At 50.6% G+C, this 19,869-nt stretch carries 18 protein-coding genes; all 18 read left to right on the top strand.

Going from position 1 to position 19,869, the window contains the following annotated elements; genetic code table 11:
* The 18 genes from rbfA (at position 1) to sleB (ending at position 19,853) form a co-directional block, all read left to right on the top strand.
* Positions 1 to 357 (top strand): 30S ribosome-binding factor RbfA, encoded by a 357-nt coding sequence (gene rbfA / locus PGL01S_RS17075; protein WP_015844983.1) that lies wholly within the window; start codon positions 1 to 3, stop codon positions 355 to 357.
* Complete coding sequence (locus PGL01S_RS17070) at positions 354 to 1,346, top strand: DHH family phosphoesterase (protein ID WP_127495791.1); 993 nt, start codon at positions 354 to 356, stop codon at positions 1,344 to 1,346. The genes rbfA and PGL01S_RS17070 overlap by 4 nt, the downstream gene beginning before the upstream one ends.
* Positions 1,347 to 2,249: a tRNA pseudouridine(55) synthase TruB gene (gene truB, locus PGL01S_RS17065; RefSeq protein ID WP_127495790.1), complete on the top strand. Its 903-nt coding sequence runs from the start codon at positions 1,347 to 1,349 to the stop codon at positions 2,247 to 2,249.
* 35 nt (positions 2,250 to 2,284) lie between these two features.
* Positions 2,285 to 3,232, top strand: a complete 948-nt coding sequence (locus PGL01S_RS17060) for a bifunctional riboflavin kinase/FAD synthetase (RefSeq protein ID WP_127495789.1) — start codon at positions 2,285 to 2,287, stop codon at positions 3,230 to 3,232.
* A 163-nt stretch (positions 3,233 to 3,395) separates the two neighbouring features.
* Complete coding sequence (rpsO, locus tag PGL01S_RS17055; protein WP_127495788.1) at positions 3,396 to 3,665, top strand: 30S ribosomal protein S15; 270 nt, start codon at positions 3,396 to 3,398, stop codon at positions 3,663 to 3,665.
* 232 nt (positions 3,666 to 3,897) lie between these two features.
* Complete coding sequence (pnp, locus tag PGL01S_RS17050; RefSeq protein ID WP_127495847.1) at positions 3,898 to 5,979, top strand: polyribonucleotide nucleotidyltransferase; 2,082 nt, start codon at positions 3,898 to 3,900, stop codon at positions 5,977 to 5,979.
* 227 nt (positions 5,980 to 6,206) lie between these two features.
* A complete protein-coding gene (locus tag PGL01S_RS17045) occupies positions 6,207 to 7,205 on the top strand; it encodes a polysaccharide deacetylase family protein (RefSeq protein WP_127495787.1) in 999 nt (332 codons plus the stop codon).
* Positions 7,206 to 7,433: 228 nt separating this feature from the next.
* Positions 7,434 to 8,699 carry a M16 family metallopeptidase gene (locus tag PGL01S_RS17040; RefSeq protein ID WP_127495786.1) on the top strand — a complete coding sequence of 422 codons (1,266 nt, stop codon included), beginning with the start codon at positions 7,434 to 7,436 and terminating at the stop codon, positions 8,697 to 8,699.
* Positions 8,680 to 9,123: a dUTP diphosphatase gene (gene dut, locus PGL01S_RS17035; protein ID WP_127495785.1), complete on the top strand. Its 444-nt coding sequence runs from the start codon at positions 8,680 to 8,682 to the stop codon at positions 9,121 to 9,123. The genes PGL01S_RS17040 and dut overlap by 20 nt, the downstream gene beginning before the upstream one ends.
* A 155-nt stretch (positions 9,124 to 9,278) precedes the next feature.
* Positions 9,279 to 10,175 (top strand): dipicolinate synthase subunit DpsA, encoded by an 897-nt coding sequence (dpsA, locus tag PGL01S_RS17030; RefSeq protein ID WP_127495784.1) that lies wholly within the window; start codon positions 9,279 to 9,281, stop codon positions 10,173 to 10,175.
* On the top strand, positions 10,175 to 10,768 hold the full coding sequence (locus tag PGL01S_RS17025) for a dipicolinate synthase subunit B (protein ID WP_127495783.1): 594 nt from the start codon (positions 10,175 to 10,177) through the stop codon (positions 10,766 to 10,768). The genes dpsA and PGL01S_RS17025 overlap by 1 nt, the downstream gene beginning before the upstream one ends.
* A gap of 231 nt (positions 10,769 to 10,999) precedes the next feature.
* Positions 11,000 to 12,202 carry an aspartate kinase gene (gene dapG, locus PGL01S_RS17020; protein ID WP_127495782.1) on the top strand — a complete coding sequence of 401 codons (1,203 nt, stop codon included), beginning with the start codon at positions 11,000 to 11,002 and terminating at the stop codon, positions 12,200 to 12,202.
* Between the two features lie 48 nt (positions 12,203 to 12,250).
* Entirely contained in the window at positions 12,251 to 13,123 is an 873-nt protein-coding gene (dapA, locus tag PGL01S_RS17015) for a 4-hydroxy-tetrahydrodipicolinate synthase (RefSeq protein ID WP_127495781.1), read from the top strand.
* A 202-nt stretch (positions 13,124 to 13,325) separates the two neighbouring features.
* Positions 13,326 to 15,005, top strand: a complete 1,680-nt coding sequence (locus PGL01S_RS17010; RefSeq protein WP_127495780.1) for a ribonuclease J — start codon at positions 13,326 to 13,328, stop codon at positions 15,003 to 15,005.
* Positions 15,006 to 15,143: 138 nt separating this feature from the next.
* On the top strand, positions 15,144 to 15,890 hold the full coding sequence (locus PGL01S_RS17005) for a ClpP family protease (protein ID WP_127495779.1): 747 nt from the start codon (positions 15,144 to 15,146) through the stop codon (positions 15,888 to 15,890).
* A complete protein-coding gene (locus PGL01S_RS17000; RefSeq protein ID WP_127495778.1) occupies positions 15,890 to 16,117 on the top strand; it encodes a YlzJ-like family protein in 228 nt (75 codons plus the stop codon). Before PGL01S_RS17005 ends, PGL01S_RS17000 begins: the two co-directional genes overlap by 1 nt.
* A gap of 79 nt (positions 16,118 to 16,196) precedes the next feature.
* Entirely contained in the window at positions 16,197 to 18,941 is a 2,745-nt protein-coding gene (locus tag PGL01S_RS16995) for an FtsK/SpoIIIE family DNA translocase (RefSeq protein ID WP_127495777.1), read from the top strand.
* Positions 18,942 to 19,058: 117 nt separating this feature from the next.
* Positions 19,059 to 19,853 carry a spore cortex-lytic enzyme gene (gene sleB / locus PGL01S_RS16990; protein ID WP_127495776.1) on the top strand — a complete coding sequence of 265 codons (795 nt, stop codon included), beginning with the start codon at positions 19,059 to 19,061 and terminating at the stop codon, positions 19,851 to 19,853.
* Positions 19,854 to 19,869: the final 16 nt, after the last annotated feature.

Genomic DNA, 19,869 nt, shown 5'->3' with positions numbered 1-19,869 from the left:
ATGGCTAAAATTCGTGTAGGACGGGTCGGCGAACAGATTAAAAAAGAGCTGAGCCAAATTATCCAGACCGAGTTGAAGGATCCTCGTATCGGATTTATTACGGTAACGGGTGTTGAGGCGACTAGCGACCTTTCCCAGGCGCGTGTCTACCTCAGCGTACTCGGCAGCGAAGAACAGAAGGAAGAAACCCTTAAAGCGCTTGGCAAAGCAAACGGATATCTCCGTTCTGAGCTTGGCAAGCGGATGCGTCTCCGTCATACGCCGGAGCTGCTGTTCAAGTTCGACAGCAGCATCGAGTATGGCAGCCGTATCGAAGGGCTGCTTGAAGAAATCAACCGTGGGAACAAAGGCCAATGACGGCCGGCGTTGACTACGGGCTACAGCTTGAAGCTGCACTTGCATTTATGCGGGAAGGAGACGACTTCTTGGTCGTCTCCCACGTGCAGCCCGATGGAGATGCGATCAGCTCTACATCGGTTATTGGCTGGATGCTTGATCAATTGGGGAAAACAAAAACGCTGATCAATGAAGGAGAATCTCCTTCACGGCTTAACTACTTAAGAGGCTTTGATCAAATCGTCAACTATCGCAAAGATAAGCCGGGGCAAACGTACACGCATGTCATTGCGGTCGATTGCGCCGATTTTCGGCGTATTGGCGAGGTTTCAGCCTTGTTTGCGCAGGATGCGAAAATACTTAATATCGACCATCACCCGACCAACGACGGGTTTGGCGCGGTTAATGTCATTCGTCCCGACGCTGCGGCCACAGTCGAGATCCTGTTCGATCTGATTGATTTGTCCGGTTTGAGCATTGATGTGGAATGCGCGACGGCCATCTATACCGGATTGCTTACGGATACCGGAGGTTTCCGTTATTCCAATACAAGTCCAAAAGTGATGGATGTTGCTTCCCGAATGCTCTCTCATGGTGCGCCGGGGCATCAGCTTGCCGATCATTTGCTTGAGAAAATGACGATGGCTAAGCTGAAGCTTCTTCAGCGCTGCTTGGCGAGACTGACCTTTACGGATGATCAACAAATCGGCTGGCTGTATGTCGGCAAGGATGATATGAAAGAGGTAGGCGCTGTGCCGGATGATCTGGAAGGGATCGTCAATTACGCGCTTAATATTGACGGTGTGGAAGTCGGGATTCTTTTCAAGGAAACCGAAGATGGCGGAGTTAAGGCAAGCCTTCGATCTGCGGGAAAAGCGAATGTAGCGGCCATTGCTCAAGCGTTGGGCGGCGGCGGACATGTCCGCGCAGCCGGTTGCCGGATGCAAGGGACGCTTACGGAAGCGATGCAGGAACTTGTTGAAGCGGTCAGAAAGGCGTTGAATGAATAGATGGACGGAATTATTGCCGTATGGAAGCCTGCCGGTTGGACTTCGCATGATGTAGTGGCGAAAGTACGGCGAATCGTTCGCATGAAGCGTATCGGGCATGCGGGAACTCTTGATCCGATGGTTACCGGAGTATTGCCGCTATGCCTCGGAAGATCCACAAGGGTGGTTGAATATTTGCAAGAGAGGCCTAAAGCCTACGAAGCCGTTATTCAGCTAGGTACGGCTACGGATACGGAAGACTTGACGGGGACAATCCTTGAAGAGCAGACTGGTATTAAGGTTACGAGAGAACAGGTGCTGCAGGTGCTGCAAAGCTTTGTTGGAGAGATCGATCAGGTTCCGCCGATGTTCTCCGCCGTGAAGGTAGACGGGAAACGGCTCTATGAGCTCGCAAGGGAAGGCAAGACCGTTGAACGTAAATCACGCAAAGTGACAATCCATCAGATTGATCTTCTTGACGCGGTTCTTGACGCGGATAAGCCCCGATTCACCTTTTCCGTCATCTGCTCCAAAGGTACGTATATCCGTACGTTATGCGTAGATATCGGCCGTGCGCTGGGCGTTCCGGCTGCGATGGCTGAGCTTACCCGGACGATGTCCGGAGGCATTACGAGAGAGCAATGCGTCACGATTGAAGAGCTGGAGGAGCTGCAGGCTGCAGGGAAGCTGGAGGAGAAATTGCTTCCGGCTGATATCGCGATTGATCATCTTCAGCGGGTTCAAGCAAATGCAGCGGTTACCGAGATGGCGCTTCGAGGGCAGAAAATACCGTACAATCGGATGGCCGCTTCCTTCGATTCCAGCAGTCTCGTACGCCTATATGGCGAGAATGATGCTTTTATCGGAATTTTTGAGGCCGATGATCAAGCATTGGCGCTTAAGCCGGTGAAAGTATTCTCCTAACCGGGATTATATAGAGGAATTGCAGGTGTATCAGCATGGAAATTATAACCCTTAATTACCCTTTATCCGAATGCCCGGCTTTGCTTCAGAACAAGAAGCTTGCCGTGGCAATCGGACATTTTGACGGTGTTCACCGCGGCCATCGGAACGTAATTACCCAGGCGGTACAAATAGCGAAGGATACAGGGGCTTTGTCTGCCGTTATGACCTTCCTGCCGCATCCGAAAGAGGTTCTCGGACAAGGCGATCAATATTTCAGCTGCTTGACGCCGCCTGAAGAGAAGAGGGCTCTATTTGCCGAGCTTGGCGTCGATATCATGCTTGTCGTGAATTTCGATCTGACCTTTGCGGCAATCAGTCCGCAGCAGTTTGTGGATGAAGTGCTGCGTCCTCTGCATGCCGCGCATGTTATTGTCGGTTTTGATTTTACCTTTGGCGCTAAAGGCATGGGCAATCCGGAACTTATGAGGACGCTGGGCAGTCCCGATATTACCGTCGATATTGTTGAGCCTCTTTACGAGAATGGCGAGAAGGTAAGCAGCACGTATATCCGTGCCGCACTGGAGAAGGGTGACATTGCGCTGGCAACGACTCTTCTTGGCCGTCCTTATGAAGTGGAAGGCATTGTTGTGCACGGTGATGCCCGCGGTAGAACGATCGGTTTCCCGACAGCCAATGTAGGTTTGTCCAAGCCTTACGTAACGCCTTGTCTAGGGGTATTCGCCATCAAGGCCAAGGTGGCAGGAAAAACTTATTACGGCGTGCTTAATCACGGAATGAAGCCGACGTTTAACAAAGAAGAGATCCGTCCCGTATTAGAGGCGCATCTGTTCGATTTCCATCAAGAGATTTACGGAGAACCAATCACGCTGGAGTTCCATTCCTTTATCCGTGCGGAGAAAAGGTTTGGTTCCGTGCATGAATTAATCGAGCAGATTGGGGAAGACGCGAAGCAAACCAAGCAATTCTTTGGTTTGTCCTAAGCGGCGGCATTTACTTGCCTTCTTCATTGTGCTATACTAGGTAACGTTGTGGGCGAGAGCGGCTTGTCCGTTATCTACCGCATTTGAACCTTAGCTTGGAAATCAGCTCTCACCGGCGGTTTCGAGGCTAATGGCGATTAACTGAAATAGGAGGTGAACAAGGATGGCAATTACACAAGATCGTAAAACACAACTGATCGAGACTCACAAAACACACGCGAGCGACACGGGTTCCCCGGAAGTTCAAGTGGCTATCCTGACGGAAAACATCGTGAACTTGACGCAACACTTGCGGGAGCACAAGAAAGATCATCATTCCCGCCGTGGTCTGCTCAAGATGGTAGGTCAACGCCGTAAGCTGTTGGCATACCTGAAAAACAAAGATGTTAAACGTTACAGCGCATTGATCGAAAAACTCGGCCTTCGCCGCTAGAACATGTTTCATGAAAAGCAACCTGGTTGTCTTGCCGTCCGGGCTACCGGAACCGGCAGAATCGGGTTGCTTTTTGTAATATCACAACATTCAGCAGGATATATCAGCCCTGTTCACGAATGTAATGAAAACCAATGGTTACATAACTACGACTTTAAGCACATGCTTGCTCATGAAGCAAGTGTGGCTTCATTACTTTTTTTAGGAGGGAATACGTTTGCAACGAGTAGAGATGTTATTAGGCGGCAGACCGCTTGTTCTGGAAACAGGCCGTTTGGCGAAGCAAGCTAATGCAGCAGTAACGGTACGCTACGGGGATACCGTCGTTCTTTGTACGGTAACGGCTTCGGCTGAACCGAAAGACCTCGATTTCTTCCCGCTTACTGTTAACTATGAAGAACGTTTATATGCGGTTGGCAAAATCCCTGGCGGATTTATCAAGCGCGAAGGACGTCCTAGCGAGAAAGCGATCCTGAGCAGCCGTTTGACTGACCGTCCGATTCGTCCGCTGTTTCCGGAAGGCTTCCGTAACGATGTACAAGTAGCTAATATCGTAATGAGCGTAGACCAGAACTGCACGCCGGAAATCGCGGCAATGATTGGTACTTCCGCGGCATTGAGCATTTCCGACGTACCATTTAACGGTCCAATCGGCGGTGTAAATGTAGGTCGAATCAATGGTCAATTCATCATTAACCCGACGGTGGAGCAAGAAGCGGAGACCGAAATCTTCGTGACGGTTGCCGGCACAAAAGACGCAATCATGATGGTAGAAGCAGAGGGTAATGAAGTTGCGGAAGACGTGATGCTGGAAGCGATTATGTTCGGGCATGACGAGATCAAGAAAATCGTCGCTACGATCGAAGAATTGCAAGCCGCTGCGGGCAAACCAAAAATGGAAGTAAAACTTCACGCGGTTAACGCTGAAGTGAATGCCGCCGTTCGTGCTTTTGCTTCGGACAGGCTGGTTGAAGCGATCCGTATTCCGGAGAAGCATGCACGTCAAGATGCGATTGACGCTGTTAACGGTGACACCGTTGCTCATTTTGAAGAAGTGTATGCCGAAACTCCAGAGCTTCTTGCCGATGTGAAGGAAGTACTGTATGACATCGTCAAAGAAGAAGTACGCCGATTGATTACGCATGATAAAGTCCGTCCTGACGGCCGCGCTCTCGAAGAGATCCGTCCAATTGAGTGTGATGTTGCTCTGCTGCCGCGTACGCATGGCTCCGGCTTGTTTACACGTGGACAAACACAGGCGCTCAGTATCTGTACGCTTGGTGCGCTTGGCGATGTTCAAATCCTGGACGGCATTAGCCCGGAAGAGACGAAACGCTTCATGCATCATTACAACTTCCCGCCATTCAGCGTGGGCGAAGCCCGTCCTCTGCGTCCTCCTGGCCGCCGCGAGATTGGTCACGGCGCACTTGGCGAACGCGCGCTCTCGAAGGTTATTCCATCCGAAACGGAATTCCCTTACACCATCCGTCTGGTTTCCGAAGTTCTCGAATCGAACGGTTCGACTTCGCAGGCAAGTATTTGCGCGAGCACGCTCGCTATGATGGATGCAGGCGTACCAATTAAAGCCCCGGTAGCCGGTATTGCAATGGGTCTGATCAAAGACGGAGACCACTTCTCGATCCTGTCCGATATTCAAGGGATGGAAGATCATCTTGGCGACATGGACTTTAAAGTTGCAGGTACTGCCCAAGGTGTTACAGCTATTCAAATGGATATCAAAATTAACGGAATCGACCGTGCGATCTTGTCGCAGGCACTGGAACAAGCCCGTATTGGCCGTATGCACATTCTCGGTAAAATGACGGCTGTTATGTCCGAGTCGCGTTCGAGCCTGTCGCAATACGCTCCGAAGATCCTTACCCTTCGTATCAACCCTGATAAGATCCGCGACGTTATCGGCTCCGGCGGTAAAATCATCAATAAAATTATTGAAGAAACCGGCGTAAAAATCGATATCGAGCAGGATGGTATGGTCTTTATCGCTTCTTCGAACGAAGAGATGAATCAAAAAGCGAAGGCCATCATCGAGGGTATCGTAAAAGAAGTCGTTATTGGCGAGGTCTATCTCGGAACAGTTAAACGTATTGAGAAATTCGGTGCGTTTGTTGAAATTCTGCCGAACAAAGACGGTCTCGTTCATATCTCGCAGCTGTCCACTGAGCGCGTAGCGAAGGTAGAAGACGTTGTTGCGATTGGCGACCAAATTACGGTTAAAGTTACGGAAATCGATCAGCAGGGCCGTATCAATCTGTCCCGCAAAGCTGTTCTGACTCCACAAGTTCCGGCGCAGTAATTCTACTGCGCTTCTATAAGCAAGGCAGCAAAGAGCCAGATTTGATCTGTCTCTTTTTGTTTTGCCAGAACAAAGAGACAGATCCGTGACTGTCTTCTTTTTGTTTTGCCTTTTATGCGCATAATCTCGTCCAGCTCCACATACCTATTAGACAAGCGCAGGCGTATGGATAAGCTATGCCTGCATTAGCCATAATAGGTGGCCTATATCGATAGGTAGGAGCTGGAATGATGCGTATGCGGAATAAAATCATCGGGCTTTGCGCTTCCTTTATCGTACTGTTTGTTTTTATCCGGCTGAATGTCGGGGGTGTCATGGATTATATTCAAGCAGTAAAAGGGCAGGAAGCTATTGTTACGGGGACAGAATCCGCTATTTCCGATGAGGAAAAGGCGAAGCTGCGGGAAACAATAGAAGCAGAGGCCCAGCAGCGCTATGTTGAACCCATTGATGCGCGGATTGACCGGGTGTGGAAAGCGATTCCCGGTTATAACGGGCTGGAAGTCGATGTCGAAAAAACGTATCAACAAACGCTTGCAAGCGGTAAAACGACGCCTATTCAGTATGTATACAAAGAGATTCCTCCGAAAATTTCTTTGAAGGATTTGGGACCATGGCCGATCTATAAGGGCAATCCGAACAAGAAAATGATTGCGATCATGGTTAACGTCGCTTGGGGGAACGAATATCTCCCGGCTATTTTGAACACCTTCGAAAAAGAAAACGTGAAGGCAACCTTTTTCCTGGACGGCTCCTGGCTAAAGAAATATCCGGATGTTGCGAAGCAGATTCAGGATCGGGGACATGAAATTTCGAATCATGCGTATTCGCACCCCGACATGAAAACGTTAAATAGACAATCCCAGTATACGCAAATTTCCCGTACCGAGGATTTGATAAAGGGAACGCTAGGCGCGCAGAACAAATGGTTCGCTCCGCCTTCCGGTTCGTACAACCAGACCACCGTTCAGGTTGCCAGCGAACAAGGTTTAATGACGGTTATGTGGACGATTGATACGGTGGATTGGCGCAAGCCGTCCCCGGATTGGATCATTCAGAAAATTTCCTCCAAGCTGGAGCCCGGAGCATTGATTCTTATGCATCCGACCGCCTCTTCTAGAGATGCGCTGACAGGCATGATACGGGAAGCGAAGCGTCAAGGATACGCGCTGGGTACGGTGAGCGAAACGCTGTCGCCAAACCGGCTGCCTTCTGCGGTTGAGTAGATTCCCTAAATTTGTTATAGTGAAATCATTCATCTTCGGCTCATGCTTACGAAGCATGAATCATGCGGCAATTCATTAAGCTAATGCTTGCGAAGCATGAATCACCACATACGGTTGTTAATCAACCTCTGTATGGCAATTCATTAAGCTAATGCTTACGAAGCATGAATCACCGCATACGGTTGTTAACCAACCTCTGTATGGCAATTCATTTTAGGAGGATACCAAGTGAATAAATATACGCTCAGCAATGGCCTCCGCGTCGTTGTGGAATATTTGCCGACATTTCGGTCGGTTTCCTTCGGCATTTGGGTAAAGACCGGTTCCCGGAATGAAACTCCCGAGAACAACGGGGTTTCCCATTTTGTCGAGCACATGCTGTTTAAAGGCACCAACGGCCGCACAGCAAAAGACATTGCCGATCTGTTTGACGGGATTGGCGGCAACGTAAATGCTTTTACGTCCAAAGAATACACTTGCTATTTCGCGAAGGTGTTGGATGAGCATCTGCCGCTTGCGGTAGACGCACTTTCGGATATGTTCTTCGAATCCAAGCTGGATGCGGAAGAACTGGCGAAAGAGAAAAACGTAATCCTTGAAGAAATTTCCATGTACGAAGATACGCCGGATGACAAGGTTCATGATGAGGCTTCCCGTGCAGCCTATGGCGATCATCCGCTTGCATACTCGATTCTTGGTCTGGAAGAACGCCTAGCAGCCATGAATTCCGAATCGCTGCGCGGTTATATGAATGATACATATACGATTGAAAATACGGTGATCAGCGTTGCCGGCAACGTGGAGGAAACCAAGCTTCTGGCACTCCTCGAGCAATACTTCGGCCGCTTCCAGAACAAAGGGAAGAGTGGCATTGTAACGGCCCCAACCTTCCACGGCGAATACGTTTATTACAAGAAGAAGACGGAGCAGAACCATCTCTGTCTTACATTCCCCGGCTGTTCTAATTCAGACCCGCAGCTCTATGCCATGATTTTGTTGAATAATGCGCTTGGCGGGGGAATGAGCTCGAGACTGTTCCAGGAAATCCGCGAGAAGCGGGGCTTGGCTTATTCGGTCTATTCGTATCATACGTCTTATGCAGACAGCGGATTGTTCACGGTCTATGCGGGAACAGCGCCCAAGCAGACGAAGGAAGTGCTTGATCTGACCCTAGAGCAGATGGAAGAGCTTTCGGTGAAAGGACTTAGCGACGAAGAGCTTCATCGCGGGAAAGAGCAGCTGAAAGGCAGTTTGATCCTAAGCCTTGAGAGCACAAGCAGCCGGATGAACCGTCTGGGCAAAAACGAGTTAATGATCGGAAGACACTTTACGCTGGACGAAATGCTGCAACGCATCGACAACGTTACGATGAAGGATGTACGGGAAGTAACAGAGCGCATGCTGTCCGTGCCGTTTGCCGTTGCCATGGTTGGAACAAACGATAAAGCTGCAGCTCAGATCGGGAGGGATCGTTTTGTTTCAAATTCTGTTTAAACGGCTGCCGGGTAATGAAGATATCGCGCTGCCTAGCAAAATGTCGGAATGGGCTGCAGGCTTTGACCTGCAGGCTGCGGTAACCGAGCCTGTCGTGTTGGCGCCAGGGGAGCGCAAGCTGGTACCGACTGGTCTTGCCATGGCGATGCCGCCGCAAGTGGAAGCTCAAGTCCGTCCCAGAAGCGGACTCGCATTCAAGCATGGCATTACCTGCTTGAATTCGCCGGGTACCATTGATGCGGATTACCGCGGTGAAGTTAAGGTATTGCTCATTAACCTCGGCCAAGAACCATTCACGATCAACCGCGGCGAGCGTATCGCCCAAATGGTTATCCAGCAGCTGCCGGAAATTGCGATCGCCGAAGCGGATGAGCTTCCAGACACTGTCCGCGGAACAGGCGGCTTCGGACATACCGGCGTGTAAAATCCGGTCTGCACGCAATAGAACCATACTAGCACCAAAACCAGGTTAACCTAGGTTTTGGTGCTTTTTTGCGTTCCGAAATATTGGCTTTCACCATTCTGGGCGCAGGGCATAAGATGGTCTATAACTAGTGCGCAGAAAGGAGTGAAGCCTACATGCTAACAGGCGTTCAAATACTGCTGCTAGGAGGCGATGCGAGACAGCTTGAAGTTATTCGCAAGTTTACCGAGCTGGATGCGACGGTAACGGTGTCCGGCTTTGACGGACTGCATTCTTCCTTGGACGGCGCAGTGCAAGCCGAATTCGACGAGAGCTTGTTTGATGATATTGATGCACTGTTGCTGCCTGCAGTAGGCACGGACGACAACGGCTTTATTCATGCTGTATTCAGTGACCGCCAGATGCAGTTGGAGGATCGACATATCGCTAGGCTTCCTAAGCATTGCAAGGTGTATGCCGGCATGGCTAGGCCTTATCTAAGGGAGTTATGCGAGAAGCATCAGATTGGTCTTATCGAGCTGTTTGACCGGGATGATGTTGCGATCTACAACTCCATTCCGACGGCGGAAGGGGCCATCATGATGGCCATTCAGAATACGGATATTACGATACATGGATCAACAAGCATGGTATTGGGATTTGGCAGAACCGGGTTTACCATGGCTCGGACCTTGCAGAGCTTAGGCGCGAAAGTGCTGATTGGCGTAAGGCGGAGCGAGCATTTCGCAAGGGCCGCCGAGATGGGTTTTACGCCGTTTTACACAAGTCAACTACTCCAAAATACGGGTAATATTGACTTGCTTTTTAATACAATTCCGACTATGATAGTCACAGCGCAAATTATAGCAAATTTGCCTTCGAGAACCGTTATTATTGACCTTGCTTCAAAGCCTGGCGGAACTGATTTCCGCTTCGCGGAGAAGAGAGGCATTAAAGCGATTCTCGCGCCCGGACTTCCCGGTATCGTCGCACCTAAAACAGCTGGACGAATCATAGCGGATTGCTTGACTCAGTTGATTACGGACGATTCGATAAAGCGGGGGAATGGGTAATGGATTGGACAGGGAAAACAGTCGGGTATGCGCTGTCTGGCTCGCACTGTACTTTGGCTGAAATAATGCCTCAAATTAAACGGTTTGTGGATGCTGGCGCAAATGTGGTGCCGATCGTATCGCAGACCATTATGACAACAGACACGCGATTCGGATCGTCTGAGGAATGGCAGACGCAGCTGAAGGCGATAACCGGCAACGAAATTATTTCGACGATTGTGCAGGCTGAACCGCTTGGTCCGGCGAAGCTTTTCGATGTGCTTCTGATCGCGCCATGCACGGGCAGCACAACCAGCAGACTCGCTAACGCGATTACCGATAGTGCCGTGCTCATGGCGGCGAAGGCTCAAATGCGCAATTTAAGGCCTCTGGTGCTCGCAATCTCGACAAATGATGGTCTCGGGTTAAACGCTGCTAATATCGCAAAGCTGTTAGTGGCTAAAAATATTTATTTCGTACCGTTTGGCCAGGATAACCCGGTACAAAAGCCAAACTCGCTTGTCGCGAGAATGGATCTGGCTTTGGAAGCATGCGAAGCAGCTTTGCAGGGGAAACAACTGCAGCCGTTACTGATTGAGCGGTTTAACTATTAAAATGCTCTTATAGGTGTATCATCTATTACAAGCAGGCGGCGACGTATTCGGGATGCTGGCGATTCAGCCGGCAAGCTTGGATTCGATTACGCCGCTTGTTTTGCCTTCATTCGTTCAAATTGAAATGGTTCGACTAGTGCCACAAAAACAACTACGATCGGGAAGATGTCTGCCTTCGGTTAGTTTTATCCGTTCAGGCATCTTTGTATCGGTTACGGAGGAAAGACAGCAATGCGCATCCTGGTACAAAAATTCGGGGGCACTTCACTTTCGACCGATCATGCTAGAAGCTATTGTCTTCAACATATTGCAAGAGAGCTCGCAAATGGCTATAGCGTAGTAGTCGTTGTCTCGGCGATGGGACGATCAGGGGATCCGTACGCCACGGATACTTTGCTTCAGCTCATCCGCAACAACGGCGACAAGCTGCCGGCGCGGGAGCGGGATATGCTGCTGGGCTGCGGAGAGATTATTTCGGCCGCGGCGTTATGCAGCTTGCTTTGCTCTGAAGGTATACCATCCGTCGTTTTAAACGGCGGTCAAGCAGGAATTATTACGGATGATCAATACGGCCATGCCCGGATTAAAGAGCTGCGTCCCGAAAGGATATTGCAGCAATTGCGGGATTCGAAGGTCGTAATTGTAACCGGTTTTCAAGGAAGCACCGAAAGCGGCGATATGACGACGCTGGGCCGAGGCGGAAGCGACACTTCGGCGACGGCGCTTGGTGCCGCGCTTCGTGCGGAAATGGTCGATATTTATACGGACGTTAACGGAATATTGACGGCGGATCCCCGCATCGTGGAAAATGCAAAGCCGCTTCAAGTTGTTAGCTATGCGGAGATCTGCAATATGGCCCGCCAAGGAGCCAAGGTCATTCATCCTCGCGCCGTGGAAATTGCGCAGCAGGCTAGAATTCCCGTGCGGGTAAGATCGACCTTCTCCATGGAAGAAGGGACTCTCGTCTCCGATGCGGCATTCACCCCGGTAACGGACCGCCAGGCAACGGGGATTGCGCATGTATCGGGAGTAACGCAGATTACGGTTAAAGCAATCGAGGGAAGAAGCGACGTTCAGCTTCAAGTATTCCAGACGATGGCAAAGCATCATATCAGCGTTGATTTTATCAACGTGACGCCAAGCGGAGCGGTGTATACCGTATTCGACCAGGACGCAGACAGGGCCGTATCGGTTCTTCAGGAATGCGGATATGATCCTATAGCTGTTCGCGGCTGCGCGAAAGTGTCAGTCATCGGCGGCGGTATGAACGGCGTGCCGGGCGTTATGGCCCGCATCGTGGAAGCCTTAACCGAGGAAGGTATTACAATCATGCAATCCGCCGACTCCAATACAACGATCTGGGTACTGGTGAAGGCTGAGGATATGGTGAAGGCCGTCAGGGCGCTTCATGCGAAGTTTGAACTTCATATATAGTATTTTGATCCGCTAACGAAGTGAAGTACTTTTCAGGAGGTCATAACAATGGATTTTGGTAGATTAATTACTGCAATGGTCACGCCTTTTGATGAAAACGGTCAAATTGACTGGGACACGACCGGTCGCTTGATCGATTATTTAATTGAAGAACAGCAAAGCGACACGCTTGTTGTATCCGGCACTACGGGTGAGTCCCCAACATTGACGGAAGAAGAGAAAGCGGAATTGTTCCGTTATGCCGTAAAGCATGCTGCCGGCCGATGCAAAATTATTGCCGGTACGGGCAGCAACAATACGGCGCATTCGATTCATCTGACAAAGGTTGCGGAAGATGCCGGTGTAGACGGGGTGCTTTTGGTTGCTCCGTACTATAACAAGCCGAATCAAGAAGGTTTGTATCAACATTTCAAAGCAATCGCTGAATCTACCAAATTACCTGTCATGCTCTATAACGTTCCGGGCCGTACAGGTATTAATATCTCCGTAGAAACCACACTCCGCCTTGCGGAACTGGATAACGTGGTAGCAACAAAAGATTGTGCGTCCTCCGATCAATTGTCGCAGATTATTGCCGCAGCTCCGGATAACTTCCGGGTATACAGCGGAGATGACAGCGCTACGCTGCCTACTCTTGCGATCGGCGGTTACGGTATCGTAAGTGTGGCCAGCCACATTATCGGCGCAAAAATGAAGCAGCTTATCGAAGCATACCTGAGCGGCGACGTGAAGCAGGCAGCCAAGCTGCACGCGGAATGCTATCCGGTGTTCAAAGGCTTGTTCGAATGTCCTCATCCGGTTCCTAATCCGGTTGCTGTCAAATACGCGCTTGAACTGCGCGGCATGCCCGTAGGCGGTGTTAGACTTCCGCTTGTGGCAGCCAGCGAAGCCGAGGCGGCTTTTATTAGCAAGCTGGTCTAATCTCATTCTAGTTTGACCCCGATAAGCAGGGCGGAGCGTGTTCTCCGGCCTGCTTATTTGCGTTCAAGAATAGACAAGCAGGCGGTTGTTTCACCTTGTTTTCCGTCTTTTTCATCATGTATAATGAGGTCAAGTGAAATGGACGGAAAATTCATACAATTGGCTGGAACGGAGAATGGCTTCATTCGAAGGAGGTAAGCACTTGTCGAAGAAAATGCAGGAGAAGCTGCTCGTATTTGCCCTTGGCGGGGTTGGCGAGATTGGCAAGAATATGTATGTCGTTCAGTATTCGAACGATATTGTTGTCGTGGATGCGGGACTTAAGTTCCCCGAAGAAGATATGCTGGGGATCGATATTGTTATTCCGGATATTTCTTATTTAACGGAAAATCGGGATAAGGTCAAAGCCATTTTGATAACTCACGGTCACGAAGACCATATCGGCGGTCTGTCCTATGTATTGAAGCAGCTAAATGTACCCGTTTACGGAACTAAGCTGACATTAGGCCTGATTGAAGGGAAGCTGAAGGAAGCCGGTCTTCTTGGCGAGACGAAGCGGATCGTCATCGATGCGGATTCCGAGGTGCAGCTCGGGACGATCCGGGCAAGCTTTTTTAAGACGAATCATAGTATTCCGGACTCTATAGGCGTTGCGCTTGATACACCGGAAGGGACTATCGTTCATACCGGCGACTTCAAATTTGACTATACGCCTGTGAATGGGCAATACGCGGATTTAAAGCGGATGGCGGAGATCGGCAAAAAAGGCGTGCTGGCCCTCCTGTCGGACAGCACGAATGCGGAAAGACCCGGATTTACGCCGTCGGAGAAAAACGTCGGGGAAGAGCTTGAAGATATTTTTCATAAATCGTCTCAACGCGTGGTTGTGGCCACCTTTGCTTCAAACGTTCATCGGATTCAACAGGTAATCAACGCCGCAATCGCAACTAAGCGGTTTGTGGCGGTTGTTGGGCGCAGTATGGTTAACGTTGTTACGATTGCATCGGATCTTGGTTATCTGCACATCCCGGACGGTATGATCATTGAGCCCGAGGAAGTAAACAAGCTGGCTGCCGATCGTGTTGTAATCCTGTGCACCGGCAGTCAAGGCGAGCCAATGTCAGCCTTAACGAGAATGGCGCGGTCGACTCATCGCAAGGTTGATATTTTGCCGGGGGATACCGTTATCATTGCCGCTACGCCAATACCGGGGAATGAGCGTTATGTCGGCAGAACGGTCGATGAGCTGTTCCGCTTGGGCGCCCACGTCATTTACGGTCCCGGTTCCATATCGGGAGTTCATGTGTCGGGTCACGGAAGCCAGGAAGAATTAAAGCTGATGCTCAACCTAATCAAACCGAAATATTTTATACCGATCCATGGGGAGTACCGGATGCTAAGGCAGCACGCTCAGCTTGGAGAAGCCGTAGGGATTGAGCGGAGCCGTATTTTTGTCGTTGAAAACGGGGAAACCGTTGAGTTCCAAGGCGGTCTTGCCCGTAAAGGACCCAAGGTGCCAGCCGGCAATATACTGATTGACGGGCTTGGCGTTGGGGATGTCGGCAATATTGTGCTGAGGGACCGCAAGCTACTGTCCCAGGACGGCATACTTGTTGTGGTTGTTACTTTGAGCAAGCAGGATGGAGGATCGATTGTTTCCGGTCCGGATATCATCTCCCGAGGCTTTGTATATGTGCGTGAATCAGAGGGGCTTCTGGATGAGGCGACCAAGATTGTTACTTCAACGCTCAATAAATTGATGCATGACAAAGTAAACGAATGGGCTTCACTCAAAACGAACGTAAAAGACGCCCTCGGGCGCTTCTTATATGAACAGACGAGACGACGGCCAATGATTCTGCCGATAATCATGGAAGTATAATATCGCATTTGAAAGAACGTTCCGATAAGGAGGGGGTGAGCTCCTCGAGGGACGTTCTTTTTTGCTGGCGAAACCGTATAAATTCGCCATTCCACCTCATACTATGACGAGCGTTTACGTTAATGAGGGGGAGCAAACATGAATTACATGAATGAAGATCAGCCTCAGCAGCCGGATCCGGCAGAGAGCGAGAAGAAGAAGCAGAACTCAATCGTGGAAACGATACAGCAATTAGGGCAGACGACTACCCCGGCATCGGAATCCAATATTTTCTGTATGACGATTATCGGGCAGGTGGAAGGCCATATCGTCCTGCCGCCGCAAAATAAAACAACCAAGTATGAGCATCTCATTCCCCAGCTTGTCGCCGCGGAGCAAAATCCGAAGATCGAAGGTATTCTGATCGTTCTCAATACGGTTGGCGGGGATGTGGAAGCGGGACTTGCCATTGCCGAAATGATTTCATCCTTGTCCAAGCCGACGGTTACGCTGGTGCTAGGAGGAGGCCATTCCATCGGCGTTCCGATTGCGGTGGCGGGCAACATGTCTTTTATTGCCGCGACGGCCACCATGACGATTCATCCGATCCGTCTGAACGGGCTTGTTATCGGCGTGCCTCAAACGTTCGAATATTTGGATAAAATGCAGGAGCGCATCTTGAAGTTTGTAACCATGCACTCCAATGTGACGGAAGAAAAATTCAAAGAGCTGATGTTCAAGACCGGCGAGTTGACCAGAGATATCGGGACAACCGTTATCGGTTCGGACGCTGTAAAGTATGGACTGATTGACGCCGTAGGCGGGTTAGGGGATGCGCTCAGGGAGCTTAACAACCGGATAGCCGAGCGTAAGCCGGCAGCAGCGCAGACTGGGGTGTATAACTAATGACGCTCTATACGATTATGCCGCTTGAGAACGTCCTCGACGGCCTGAACGGGGAACAGGAACCTTCCCAGGAAGTATGGGTTAACGGCGTCTTTATGCAGGTTTTGCCCGTAGCCCCGGGAATGGGGAAGATCGTGCGTCTCATTCACTGCGGCCTCGATGATTACTTGAAGCCGGAGCTGGCTCCGGGTAGTTTCGTCATGTTCGGACAACCTCCCGTGTCGTAAAAATACGCACAAAGGTTCTTATGTCCAATAGGAACCTTTGCCTGGATATGGTATAATGCTAGGCAGAGGTGACGGAACATTGGCTAAAAAAAGACGAAAGAAAAAATCGATTACAACGCAATTAAAATATGAAGTATACGGTATTTTGCTTATTACGGTATCGGTTATTGCTTTATCAGGAGAGGCTACGGTCGGACGCTCCTTGTCCAAGCTGTTTGGCTTGTTCCTGGGCAAGTTTTATTTTGTATTGGCACTGGTCGGCATCTACGTCGGACTGGTCGTCATGGTCAAAAGGGCTTGGCCGCGCGGTTGGACCAATCGTCGGACAGGCCTTCTTGTGTTTGTTCTGGCTCTTACGTTATCCAGCAGCATAGCCGAAATCGACCGCAAGCTGCTTCCGACTTCCGATCTTACGGGTGGAGCTATTCTTCACCAGCTGGGTCAGGATATGAAGGACGAGCTGCTGGCATTTGACGGTACCGACGACAGGCCAATCAGCCAGCGGGCGATAAGCGGCGGCTATATTGGGGCTATTGAATATTCGATGCTGTTTACGCTGTTTGGCTATTTCGGCTCCAAGCTGATTGCAGGCGTCATGTACGCCATAGCGATTATGTTGTTAACGGGCAAATCTTATGTTGAGCTTGCCCGAATCGGCCGGGACAAGAGTATCCGGCTGTTTAAGCTGCTTGCCGCCAAATGGTCGAAAGGGGCGGCGCTCCGGAACGTTGCCAAATCGAACAAAGCCGTTAAACCGCCGGTATTCGCGCAATCCGATGCGATTGACGACGATGACGACGATGATGATTATGCGGCAGCACTGCCGCCGCGGCGCAAGAAGTCCCTGTTCTTCTCCTGGAGACATCAAGAGCAGAACAATCCGCAGGAAGCGCAGAATGCCGCCGATGATTGGTCGATGAACGAAGAGCATTACAACAGTGGACATGATAACGGAGCGAAGCCGCATTGGGCCAATACCCAGGCTTGGGATGATGACGAGAAGTGGGACCGAAACGGCGAGGATGATTCCGGTCCCGGTCATAAAGAGCAGGAGGACGGGCTTCCTCCTTGGGAAGAGCAGCCAGTCCGTGCGAATCCGACATCTGCTTCTCCTGCATATAGCGAGTTTGAGGAAGACGAGGAACCGGCCATTATTACGAGAATCGTTCCGCGTGCAGATACATATGACGAAGATAATGAACAAGAGGAGTACCCTGCACCTGCTGCAGCGTTGAATGCGGATTCGGAGCGATATACCGAAGATGAGGATCAAGACGAAATCGAACCTTCTGCCCGGAACGAAGCATACGACGGCCAAGAAGTACAGGAAGATATAGCGGAAACGGATAATTCCGCAACAACGGGTATCCATCAACCGGCATCGGACGCGCCAATTAAGAAGCCTTACTTGCTGCCTCCTTTTTCCCTGCTTGCCAAGCCCAGCTTGATGGCAAGAGGCGGAGACGGAGCGGATGCCATGGATTCGAAGCGCAAGCTGGAAGCCACATTGGAGAGCTTTGGCGTTAAGGCTAAGGTGCTTGATGTCGTACGCGGTCCTGCGGTTACCCGCTATGAGGTGCAGCCGGCTTCCGGCGTGAAGGTCAGCCGAATTGTAAGCCTTACAGACGATATCGCTTTGGCTTTAGCGGCAAAGGATATACGGATGGAGGCGCCTATCCCGGGCAAGTCGGCTATCGGTATCGAAGTTCCTAATATGGAAGTATCGATGGTGACCATGCGGGAAGTCATGGAAACCGCCACCTTCCAAAATGCTCCGTCCAAGCTGTCGATCGCTTTCGGCCGGGATATTTCCGGTCAGCCGATAATCGGCAATCTGGCGAGAATGCCCCATCTGCTGGTAGCGGGAGCTACGGGTTCGGGGAAATCGGTATGTATTAACGGCATCATCACAAGTATTTTGTACAAGGCTGCTCCGGATGAAGTAAAGTTTCTAATGGTTGACCCCAAGATGGTCGAATTAAATGTCTATAACGGCATTCCGCATTTGCTTGCACCGGTTGTAACAGATCCGAGACGCGCGGCGCTTGCCCTGAAAAAGATTGTTGTGGAGATGGAGAAGCGTTACGAGCTGTTCTCCAAATCAAGCACGCGAAATATCGAAGGCTATAATGCCCTGATGGCGGAGAATCCCAAAGCCGTACTCCCTTACATTGTCGTTATTGTCGACGAGCTTGCGGATTTGATGATGGTCGCCTCTAACGACGTCGAGGATTCCATTGCAAGGCTTGCACAGATGGCCCGCGCTGCGGGTATTCATCTCATTATCGCTACGCAGCGGCCGTCGGTAGACGTTATTACCGGGGTTATTAAAGCGAATATTCCGTCCAGGATTGCCTTTGGCGTATCATCGCAAGTCGACTCCCGTACCATTCTGGATATGGTTGGCGCAGAGAAGCTGCTTGGCAGAGGAGATATGCTGTATCTGCCGGTCGGCATGTCGAAGCCGATTCGCGTCCAGGGCGCCTTCTTGTCCGACCAGGAGGTCGAGGCCCTTGTCGACTACGCAAGAGGCCAGGCTGAAGCGGAGTATAAGGAGGATCTTGTGCCTGAAGTAGAGGAAGATTCGGCGGATCCGGAGGAAATCCTGGATGAGCTGTACGATCAAGCCGTGCAGATCGTTCTTGAAGCGAAGCAGGCATCCGTGTCGCTTCTGCAGCGGCGGATGCGGGTTGGTTATACTCGCGCGGCGAGGCTTGTGGACCAGATGGAAGCGCGGGGGATCGTTGGCCCTTACGAGGGCAGCAAACCGCGGGAGGTCTTGATGTCGATGGAGCAATACCAGGCCAGCCGCATTCCTTCCTAATTGCGTAAGCCTTACGCAATTGGCAATGATGAATAGAAGCAGGATTCCCTTCTCATACTAGAGTTAGGTAACGCAGCTAATCGCGGACTAACTTGCAAGAGAAAGGCAGAATCCTACATGAAAAATCGATTACTTGTCGTGACTATCATCATTGTGTCGGTATTGTTCGGAATGCATTCCTTCCAGCGATATACGCAGGATGATGCGAAAGCAACGTTCAGCAATGCTACTTTAACGGTAGGTTCCTCCGGTTCGGATGTATACGAGCTGCAGGGTAGGCTTAAATATTTGGGCTATTACAATGGCGCAATCGACGGAAGCTTCGGTACCAAAACCAAAAATGCGGTGACCTGGTTCCAATGGAAGTTCGGAATGAAATCCGATGGCGTAGTCGGGGCAAAAACGAAGCTCAAGCTATGGGAAGCTACGAAGAATTGGCAACCATCAGCAGCCGATACAGGCAATGCGGGCGGCGGCTCCGACAATAGCAATAACAGCGGTTCGAATTCCGGATCGTCGGGTGGCAGCACGCCATCGAAATCCAATAATCTCGGGCTTTCGGAAAGCGACTTGAAGATTATGGCGAATGCGGTATACGGGGAATCACGCGGTGAACCGTACGAAGGTCAGGTAGCGGTAGCTGCGGTTATCCTGAATCGTTTGAAGTCGCCAAGCTTCCCGAACACGATCTCGGGAGTCATTTTCCAGCCTCTCGCGTTTACAGCCGTTGCGGACGGTCAGATCTGGCTTACGCCAAACGAAACGGCACGCAAAGCCGTGCAGGACGCCATCAACGGATGGGATCCGACAGGCGGCTGCACGTACTATTTTAATCCTGAGACGGCAACGTCCAAATGGATCTGGTCCAGACCTCAAGTCAAGACCATCGGCAAGCATATATTCTGTATGTAACGATTATCAGAAGCAG

The sequence above is a fragment of the Paenibacillus glycanilyticus NBRC 16618 genome (assembly GCF_004000805.1).
GTDB classification, from domain to species: domain Bacteria; phylum Bacillota; class Bacilli; order Paenibacillales; family Paenibacillaceae; genus Pristimantibacillus; species Pristimantibacillus glycanilyticus.
This window is presented reverse-complemented; position numbering and strand designations above follow the sequence as displayed.

Bases quoted from the DNA above. Each gene is read 5' to 3' on its own strand.
- dapG (WP_127495782.1), top strand. From the start codon at position 11,000: ATGCGCATCCTGGTACAAAAATTCGGGGGCACTTCACTTTCGACCGAT.
- PGL01S_RS17070 (WP_127495791.1), top strand. From the start codon at position 354: ATGACGGCCGGCGTTGACTACGGGCTACAGCTTGAAGCTGCACTTGCA.
- pnp (WP_127495847.1), top strand. From the start codon at position 3,898: ATGTTATTAGGCGGCAGACCGCTTGTTCTGGAAACAGGCCGTTTGGCG.
- PGL01S_RS17045 (WP_127495787.1), top strand. From the start codon at position 6,207: ATGATGCGTATGCGGAATAAAATCATCGGGCTTTGCGCTTCCTTTATC.
- PGL01S_RS17000 (WP_127495778.1), top strand. From the start codon at position 15,890: ATGACGCTCTATACGATTATGCCGCTTGAGAACGTCCTCGACGGCCTG.
- rpsO (WP_127495788.1), top strand. From the start codon at position 3,396: ATGGCAATTACACAAGATCGTAAAACACAACTGATCGAGACTCACAAA.
- rbfA (WP_015844983.1), top strand. From the start codon at position 1: ATGGCTAAAATTCGTGTAGGACGGGTCGGCGAACAGATTAAAAAAGAG.
- truB (WP_127495790.1), top strand. From the start codon at position 1,347: ATGGACGGAATTATTGCCGTATGGAAGCCTGCCGGTTGGACTTCGCAT.
- PGL01S_RS17060 (WP_127495789.1), top strand. From the start codon at position 2,285: ATGGAAATTATAACCCTTAATTACCCTTTATCCGAATGCCCGGCTTTG.
- dapA (WP_127495781.1), top strand. From the start codon at position 12,251: ATGGATTTTGGTAGATTAATTACTGCAATGGTCACGCCTTTTGATGAA.
- PGL01S_RS17005 (WP_127495779.1), top strand. From the start codon at position 15,144: ATGAATTACATGAATGAAGATCAGCCTCAGCAGCCGGATCCGGCAGAG.
- sleB (WP_127495776.1), top strand. From the start codon at position 19,059: ATGAAAAATCGATTACTTGTCGTGACTATCATCATTGTGTCGGTATTG.
- dpsA (WP_127495784.1), top strand. From the start codon at position 9,279: ATGCTAACAGGCGTTCAAATACTGCTGCTAGGAGGCGATGCGAGACAG.
- PGL01S_RS17025 (WP_127495783.1), top strand. From the start codon at position 10,175: ATGGATTGGACAGGGAAAACAGTCGGGTATGCGCTGTCTGGCTCGCAC.